Source organism: Vibrio makurazakiensis (assembly GCF_050337375.1).
Taxonomy (GTDB): Bacteria; Pseudomonadota; Gammaproteobacteria; order Enterobacterales; family Vibrionaceae; genus Vibrio; species Vibrio makurazakiensis.
The window spans coordinates 1-8,198 of the sequence record NZ_JAKJSW010000189.1 but is presented as its reverse complement, the minus strand read 5'-3'; the positions used below and the strand labels follow the sequence as shown (position 1 = coordinate 8,198).

The following is an 8,198-nucleotide window of genomic DNA, read 5'->3' as shown; positions in this document are numbered from 1 at the left end:
GTTTTTTTACTATCCATAAGTATTAATGGATGCTAAAATATTGACGTATATCAAATAGTGAAAGATTGTTATGATTTCTGAAAAGCCTGTAACGAAACGTGTTCAATCAGGTGGTTGTGCTATTCATTGTCAAGATTGTAGCATCAGCCAGCTGTGTATCCCTTTTACTCTTAGCGAAACTGAGCTTGATCAACTCGATCAAATCATTGAACGTAAGAAGCCTATTCAAAAAGGGCAAGAGCTATTTAAAGCAGGAGATGAACTTAAATCTCTTTACGCAATTCGCTCTGGTACGATTAAAAGCTACACCATCACCGAGCAAGGTGACGAGCAAATTACAGCATTCCACCTAGCAGGTGATTTGGTTGGTTTCGACGCCATTACTGAAGATATGCACCCTAGTTTTGCTCAAGCTCTAGAAACATCTATGGTATGTGAGATCCCTTACGATATCCTTGATGATCTCTCGGGTAAAATGCCTAAGCTTCGCCAGCAAATTATGCGTCTTATGAGTAATGAGATTAAAGGCGACCAAGAAATGATCCTTTTGCTTTCTAAAAAGAACGCAGAAGAACGCTTAGCTGCATTCCTTTACAATTTATCAACTCGTTTTTCTCAACGTGGATTTAGTCCAAGAGAATTCCGTTTAACGATGACGCGTGGTGATATCGGTAACTACCTTGGTTTAACGGTTGAAACAATTAGCCGCTTGCTAGGTCGTTTCCAAAAAGCAGATATCCTAAGTGTTAAAGGTAAATATATTACTATTGAAGATCACGATGCTCTAATGGAGCTAGCTGGTGTATCAAAAGAATAACTTATTTATCAATGATGTAGCTCTATGATGAGCTACATCAAGTTTCTTACCTAAATCCCCTTTTATTTCTCTTCTTCTCTAATTAACTAAGCTACATTAACTATATGATTCAAGTTCTATAGTAGGCTTTGTTATGAGTATTTATAGTAAAATCCTTGTTGTTGCCGACATTAATAATGATAAGCAACCAGCCCTCGCGCGAGCTATTCAATTAGCAAAAAAAAGCGTATCCAAAAGCCGTATTACTTTCTTCTTATCTATCTATGACTTCTCTTATGAGATGACTTCAATGCTATCTGTTGATGAGCGTGATGCTATGCGTCGTGGCGTTATTGGTCAGCGTGAAGTATGGATGAAGAAGGTTGCTGAGCCTTATCTTGATGACTCAATTGAATTCGACGTTAAAGTCGTATGGCATAACCGTCCGTATGAAGCGATTATCGCAGAAGTATTTGGTGGACAACACGAACTGTTGATTAAAGGTACTCGAAAGCATGACACATTAGAGTCTGTCATCTTTACTCCAACGGATTGGCATCTATTAAGAAAGTGCCCTAGCCCTGTATTACTGGTTAAAAATGCTTTTTGGCCTGAAGAAGCTAACATTCTTGCCTCCGTACACGTAGGTTCAGAGAATGATACACACTTAGAGTTAAACGATACTATGGTCGATAGGCTATTAGAGATATCTAATAGGTTAGATGCTCAACCATTTATCGTGAATGCCTACCCCGTGACTCCCGCAAATATCACAATAGAGCTTCCCGAGTTTGACCCAACATCGTACACAGACGCTGTACGTGGACATCATTTAACCTCGATGAAAGCGCTAAGACAAAAGCATGGGATGAACGAAGAGCAAACGTTTGTAGAGCAAGGTTTGCCTGAAGATGTTATCCCAGATGCCGTTGAAAAACATAAAGCTGCGATGGTGATTTTAGGTACTACAGGCAGAACTGGGCTTTCAGCGGTGTTCATTGGCAATACAGCAGAACATGTTATCGATAAGATTAATTGTGATGTTTTAGCGTTAAAGCCAAATGGTTACGTTAGTCCACTGGACCCTAACCATACAGCCTAACGTTTCGCCAATTTAACGCGACGTTATTAGCTCCTTTATAAAAAACCAAGCATATGCTTGGTTTTTTTATTGGAAACAGAATTCTACGATGCTTGACGCTAGATGTTCGTTACATCGATAAACATCGACTCATCAATATTAGTTGAGGACACTGTTGCTTCGGTAAATTCATACTCTTCGCGGCTGCCTTCTCGGTCAATAGGAAGGTTGATGAAGTCGAACAACTCTCTGTCTGCCAGTTGACTTGGACTAACGTTTTGAATTGACTTAAATACCTTTTCTACACGTCCAGGTGTTTGCTTATCCCATTCAATCAGCATCGCTTTGATATTTTGGCGCTGTAGGTTTTCTTGTGAACCACAAAGGTTACAAGGAATGATAGGGAATTCATGATGCTCAGCATATTTGATTAAGTCTTCTTCACGACAGTAAGTCAGTGGACGAATTACGACGTTACGGCCATCATCTGAGCGAAGTTTTGGTGGCATAGCCTTTAAACGCGCACCGTGGAACATGTTTAAAAACATAGTTTCTACGATGTCATCCAAATGGTGGCCAAGGGCAATCTTAGTTGCACCAATTTTTTCTGCGAATGAATACAATGTACCACGGCGTAAACGTGAACAAAGGCCACATGTAGTTTTTCCTTCTGGCACTTTTTCTTTAACTACAGAGTAAGTATCTTTATCTACGATGTAGTAAGGAATGTTCAACGTTTCGAAATAGTCTGGCAGAATATGCTCAGGGAAACCTGGTTGTTTTTGATCCAAGTTAACAGCTACAACTTCAAACTTAATTGGCGCAGCTTTTTGAAGCTTTAATAGAATGTCTAGCATCGCAAATGAGTCTTTACCACCACTGATACACGCCATTACCACGTCATTTTCTTCGATCATGTTGTAATCGATAATTGCATTACCAACATTTCGTCTAAGACGTTTGTGAAGCTTGTTGTATTCCAGTGTTTCTTTTCTTGTATCTGTCTGATTCATTGCGACTTCTCACACTGTCGAGGGTATCGACGGTTGATTTCCTAGATGGATTCATTATAGGGCGCGGATTATACGGTTTTTTAGATTAGGTTGGAACAGTCTATAGATATAAAGGTTCGAAATTATAGTTTGCGGTGAAAGTTGGTGACTAGAAAGGTATTTAGAAACAAAAATGGGTAGCACGAATGCTACCCATTTAAAAATCTATTGTAGATACTATTGAGCAGAAATGTATGGTAATACGCGCAATGTTGGTTGTGGTAACACCATTGACCCACCCTCGCCAACTTCAGCTAAGTTGAGTTGTGCTTTGCCTTCTTCAATAGGTACTACTTTACCATTCGACAACTGGATTTCACTGTTCAGTTGATTTGCAAATTCTAAAGTCACGCCGGTAACATCAGGAGTAAACCAACTTGAAAACATGCCACTCAAATCTTCTAGCATAGCTTGCATCTGAGGTAGTAATGATTCCAACTCTTCGTAAGTAACCTTACCTTCAAGGCTCTTTTTTGTCATCACAACTAAAGAATAGTCACACTGCCCTTCAGCTTGAGTTTGAACAAATACTAATGGGTTGGCAGAACGAAGGTTATTATCAACTGGAAGCGGTAACTCATTACTTGAAGGAATAACAAACTCTTCGTAGTGTTCTTCTTTTTYCATCCAAGCTTTTTCGATAGTACAAAGCTGCTTTGTCTTTGCATTCACAAAGAACACACCAACTTTTACGTCATCATGCCCTTCTTTAAGGTTATTTTTCACTTGGGTATAAAGCTTAGAATAGGTAAACATATACTCTTGAGCTGACACTGGCAAAGTACAGGTAAGTCCAAGCATGGTGAATAATGCTAGAGTTGTTTTTCTCATTATTTTAATTCTATTTTTATGGTTGGGTCCAGAATACGGAATTATGTCTGATCATCGCCTGTAAATCAGTGACGTAATCAGCACCTCGCTCTGAATATTTTAATAAGCCATCGGTCAATTGAGTTGCGGCCTGTGGCGTTGAAAGGTCTTCACCTTGCTTAACTAAATCAGCTCGAATAGTCCGTAAATCTGCATATGCCTGATTGCGGTTTACGTTCATAAAATAACGATGTACAGATTCTTGAATTGAACTGAATTTCGCGACCTCGTGGCTACTGCCTTCGTTACGATGTAACGGAACGACACCACAACCTTTGGTGTAACACCATTGCCCAAAGAAGTTATTCGCTTCTTTTGCAAAACGTGATGTTCCCCAGCCAGACTCATTCGCAGCCTGCGTCAGTACAAGAGCTTCAGGTAGGATATTCGCTTTAGCAAGCATTTCTGTAATCCAGCTTTCACTGATTACACCACTTTTTAAAGGCATGCTATATAGCTTTCCTAGTCGCTTAGCATACTCAGTTTGCTCGGCAGTCCACTGCTTCGAGGAATCCTGAGCTAAACGTTCTAAAAAGCTTCGCTCTTTGAGAATACGGTTATTTTCAAGAGCAATGCTAGGTCTTAAGTAATCAAAGAAGGCTTGTTTCTTCTGCTTGGTATCACTTATTGATGCAAAGTCTGGGGTAGTAGAGCTAAAGCTAGTATCAGAAGAGTTACTCTGAGTTGTAACTATTTCGCTGCTCTTAGACTTTTTAGTGCGCCTTTCCTCTGTTTCATAAATGTAGGGCCCTATTGCTGAAAAGGCACCAAACGCAGAAATAGCTATAAGTCTAAACCCGACTTTAGAAGTGATCTTGTTACGCATCGAACACCTGTGGATCTTTGTTTTGGTCCTGGTCATCATCTTTAGGTCGCTCACTTGCAACGATCTGCAATTTGATGCCGAACATTTCACGGTACAAAATTCCTTTCACGTGGAAGAAGAAAGGCAAAACGAAAATCAAACCAATTCCGTACATCATTGCAGCAACAATGAACATCAACATCACCGCAAGGTACACGGTTGCGACAACAAAAATCTTTTTGTTAACAGCGCGTAGTGATAGAAGCAGTGATTGCATTGGCGGAACACGTTTTTCGCAAATCAAAAGAATCGAATGACTGAACGCCAACGAAAAGTACATAGATAAGAACGGCAGTAACATTCCAGATAGCCCCTGCATCATAAGGCTAAACATAGTCGCCATAATAACGGGCACTGTGAATTGTAGCCCCTTACCAATGTGTCTAACTTTTGTCTTTAGGCCGGCAGCATGGCTCATGGCCATCAAGCTTATACCTGCATATATTGGAGCACTGACAACTTCATAACTGAAGTTAGCAATAAAAATAGATTCAACAATGTGCGGGCCAAACAACTCAGGGTCTTGGAAAGYATCTAAGATCACACCAGGGTCACCCAACTGTAACTGCAGTGCGATATAGAAAATAGCGAGCTGAATAAGCAATAACGCTAAGATTGCTGGAGAGAATGACAAGAAGTGACTTATCGTTTGTTTCCATGCTTCTTGAAATACAGCAGTAGCTTTTAATTCATAGTCACCAGAAAGTGCGCGCTCTATGCTTCCGCCTAAATTGACATCTTTTTCAAAATCGTTATTCATATTACTTCCTAGGTTTGCTCCTGAATTTGAAGCCACCTAACTTGTTGATAAAAATTTGGCTTCATTATACGCATATGTCATATAGAAACTAAAATTTGATTCTGTAACRAGCCTTGCTTTATCCACTATTTGATTGATAATTAGTCACTTAGTGGCAAAGCAAACCTTATAAATACAGTATGGTAAGGAATGTTTACTTTTACCTGTGAAATTTTTTATCTTTCAATAAGAAAAAATGCTTTGATTTCACACTTTTGGTGATTATGATGCGCGCCTCAAAGTGGATAGCAACAGGTCGAAATTTTAAGGCCAAGGTGGAGAAAAACAGACATTGAACGCTAAACAAACAGTAGGAAAACCAGTAGTACAGCTGACTGGTATTAGTAAAAGTTTCGATGGTAAGGAAGTCATCGGCAATCTCGATTTGAACGTTAATCATGGTGAGTTCCTCACGATATTAGGCCCATCTGGTTGCGGTAAAACCACAGTTTTAAGAATGATTGCGGGTTTTGAAACTGCAGATAGTGGTCAGATAATACTTGCAGAACAAAACGTTACTCAAACTCCTGCTGAGCAAAGACACGTCAATACTGTTTTCCAAAGCTATGCACTCTTCCCGCATATGACTGTGTTCGAGAACGTTGCTTTTGGTTTGCGTATGCAAAAAATAGCAAGTAGCGAAATAGAACCACGCGTAACAGAAGCATTAAAAATGGTTCGCCTTGAACAAATGGCGCAGCGTAAGCCTCATCAGCTTTCAGGTGGCCAACAGCAACGTATTGCCATTGCTCGCGCTGTCGTGAATAAGCCCAAGGTTCTATTGCTCGACGAATCTCTTTCTGCTTTAGATTACAAGCTGCGTAAACAAATGCAGATTGAACTGAAACAGTTGCAACGCCAATTAGGCATTACTTTCGTATTTGTTACTCACGATCAAGAAGAAGCTCTTTCAATGTCTGACCGTATCATTGTTATGCGTGATGGCGTCATTGAACAAGACGGTACACCTAGAGAGATCTACGAAGAGCCTAAAAACTTGTTCGTCGCTCGTTTTATTGGCGAAATTAACGTTTTTGATGCAACAGCCATTGAGCGACTTGATGATAAACGCATCTCTGCAACCATCGAAGGTTGTGAGTCTGTTGTTTATCACGACCTAGAAGTTTCAAAAGGTGAAAGTCTACAAGTCCTACTTCGACCTGAAGACCTTCGTATCGAAGAGATTAAAGAATCAGAACAGCGTGGCATTGTTGGGCATGTTGTCGATAGAACCTACAAAGGTATGACATTGGATTCCGTTGTYGAACTGGAATCAGGTATGCGTGTCATGGTTAGCGAATTCTTCAATGAAGATGATCCAGATGTTGATCACTCTCTTGGTCAAAAGGTCGCTATTACTTGGGTTGAAAGCTGGGAAGTGGTACTGAAAGATGAACAAGGTATTTAATCTTCAAAAAGCAATCATCGCACTGATTGTTGGTTGGTTGACGCTTTTCGTATTGATTCCTAATGCGATGATCATCGGAACCAGCTTTTTAACTCGTGATGAAGCAAACCTGATAGAAATGACGTTTACGTTAGATAACTATCTGCGTCTTGCTGATCCTTTGTACATTAAAGTGCTATGGCACTCGTTCTACATGGCGATCGTCGCAACACTATTATGTTTAGTGATTGGTTACCCGTTTGCTTACATCATCGCCAAGATGCCTGAAAAGTGGCGTCCAATAATGCTGTTTTTGGTGATTGTTCCGTTTTGGACCAACTCTTTGATTCGCACTTATGGACTAAAGATTGTACTTGGTACTCAAGGGGTATTAAACAAAGGTTTATTGGCGCTTGATATCATAGATAAACCATTGCGGATTATGTATAGCGAAACTGCTGTAATGATTGGCTTAGTCTACATCTTATTGCCGTTCATGATTTTACCTTTGTATTCAGCGATCGAGAAATTAGACGATACCTATTTAGAAGCCGCTAAGGATTTAGGTGCAAACAAGTTTCAAACCTTAGTTCGAGTAATCTTGCCTTTAACTATGCCTGGTATTATTGGTGGTTGTTTATTGGTTCTACTCCCTGCTCTTGGCATGTTCTACATTGCAGATCTACTTGGTGGTGCGAAGAATCTACTTATCGGTAACGTCATTAAGAGTCAGGTACTCAACGCCCGAGACTGGCCATTTGGAGCTGCAACCAGTATTGCGTTAACAACGGCGATGGCTGTGATGCTTTATGCTTACTATCGAGCCGGCAAAATATTGAATAAAAACGTGGAGCTAGATTAATGGGACGCTCAGTTAAGTTCAGCTTTATGGCTCTGGTATACGCTTTTTTGTATCTACCGATTATTGTTTTGATTGCAAACTCATTTAATGCAAATAAATTTGGGATGAAATGGGGTGGCTTCACGACAAAGTGGTATGACGCGCTTATTAATAACGACAGCTTAATGCAAGCGGCATGGCACTCGTTGAATGTTGCGGTTTTTTCAGCAACGGCTGCAACGATGATTGGCAGTTTAACTGCCGTTGCCCTATTCCGTTATCAGTTTAAAGGGAAGCGCGCCGTCAACTCGATGTTGTTCATCGTGATGATGTCTCCAGACATTGTAATGGCAATTTCATTACTGGCGTTATTTCTAGTAATGGGAGTACAGCTAGGGTTCTTTACTCTATTGGTCGCTCATATTACATTCTGCCTGCCATTTGTCGTCGTGACAGTTTACAGTCGCCTCAATGGTTTTGATGTGAAGATGCTYGAAGCTGCAAAAG

General features: G+C 40.3%; 8 protein-coding genes and 1 pseudogene. 5 read left to right on the top strand and 4 right to left on the bottom strand.

Annotated features, from left to right (window positions below; translation table 11 throughout):
• The first annotated feature begins 70 nt into the window (after positions 1–70).
• Both fnr and uspE read left to right on the top strand, forming a co-directional pair.
• Positions 71–817 (top strand): fumarate/nitrate reduction transcriptional regulator Fnr, encoded by a 747-nt coding sequence (gene fnr / locus L4C33_RS17220; RefSeq protein ID WP_428813640.1) that lies wholly within the window; start codon positions 71–73, stop codon positions 815–817.
• A gap of 133 nt (positions 818–950) precedes the next feature.
• Positions 951–1,898 (top strand): universal stress protein UspE, encoded by a 948-nt coding sequence (uspE, locus tag L4C33_RS17215; RefSeq protein ID WP_428813639.1) that lies wholly within the window; start codon positions 951–953, stop codon positions 1,896–1,898.
• 98 nt (positions 1,899–1,996) lie between these two features.
• Here the strand turns inward: uspE and ttcA are convergent, their stop codons facing one another.
• The 4 genes from ttcA to L4C33_RS17195 form a co-directional block, all read right to left on the bottom strand.
• A complete protein-coding gene (ttcA, locus tag L4C33_RS17210; RefSeq protein WP_428813638.1) occupies positions 1,997–2,890 on the bottom strand; it encodes a tRNA 2-thiocytidine(32) synthetase TtcA in 894 nt (297 codons plus the stop codon).
• Positions 2,891–3,106: 216 nt separating this feature from the next.
• A complete protein-coding gene (locus L4C33_RS17205; RefSeq protein ID WP_428813637.1) occupies positions 3,107–3,760 on the bottom strand; it encodes a DUF2987 domain-containing protein in 654 nt (217 codons plus the stop codon).
• A gap of 16 nt (positions 3,761–3,776) precedes the next feature.
• Positions 3,777–4,625 (bottom strand): glucosaminidase domain-containing protein, encoded by an 849-nt coding sequence (locus L4C33_RS17200; protein WP_428813636.1) that lies wholly within the window; start codon positions 4,623–4,625, stop codon positions 3,777–3,779.
• Positions 4,618–5,424 carry a DUF2189 domain-containing protein gene (locus L4C33_RS17195; protein ID WP_428813635.1) on the bottom strand — a complete coding sequence of 269 codons (807 nt, stop codon included), beginning with the start codon at positions 5,422–5,424 and terminating at the stop codon, positions 4,618–4,620. The genes L4C33_RS17200 and L4C33_RS17195 overlap by 8 nt, the downstream gene beginning before the upstream one ends.
• A gap of 331 nt (positions 5,425–5,755) precedes the next feature.
• On the opposite strand from L4C33_RS17195, the gene potA reads away from it, so the two are divergent.
• The 3 genes and pseudogenes from potA to potC all read left to right on the top strand — a co-directional run.
• Positions 5,756–6,871, top strand: a complete 1,116-nt coding sequence (gene potA / locus L4C33_RS17190; protein WP_428813634.1) for a spermidine/putrescine ABC transporter ATP-binding protein PotA — start codon at positions 5,756–5,758, stop codon at positions 6,869–6,871.
• Positions 6,855–7,712, top strand: a complete 858-nt coding sequence (potB, locus tag L4C33_RS17185) for a spermidine/putrescine ABC transporter permease PotB (protein ID WP_428813633.1) — start codon at positions 6,855–6,857, stop codon at positions 7,710–7,712. The genes potA and potB overlap by 17 nt, the downstream gene beginning before the upstream one ends.
• Positions 7,712–8,198, top strand: a pseudogene (gene potC, locus L4C33_RS17180) (spermidine/putrescine ABC transporter permease PotC); the annotation flags it as partial. The gene potB and the pseudogene potC, both read left to right, overlap by 1 nt.

What these genes read in the sequence shown, in the direction of transcription:
- potB (WP_428813633.1), top strand. Translation starts at nt 6,855, where the DNA reads ATGAACAAGGTATTTAATCTTCAAAAAGCAATCATCGCACTGATTGTT.
- fnr (WP_428813640.1), top strand. Translation starts at nt 71, where the DNA reads ATGATTTCTGAAAAGCCTGTAACGAAACGTGTTCAATCAGGTGGTTGT.
- uspE (WP_428813639.1), top strand. Translation starts at nt 951, where the DNA reads ATGAGTATTTATAGTAAAATCCTTGTTGTTGCCGACATTAATAATGAT.
- ttcA (WP_428813638.1), bottom strand. Translation starts at nt 2,890, where the DNA reads ATGAATCAGACAGATACAAGAAAAGAAACACTGGAATACAACAAGCTT.
- L4C33_RS17200 (WP_428813636.1), bottom strand. Translation starts at nt 4,625, where the DNA reads ATGCGTAACAAGATCACTTCTAAAGTCGGGTTTAGACTTATAGCTATT.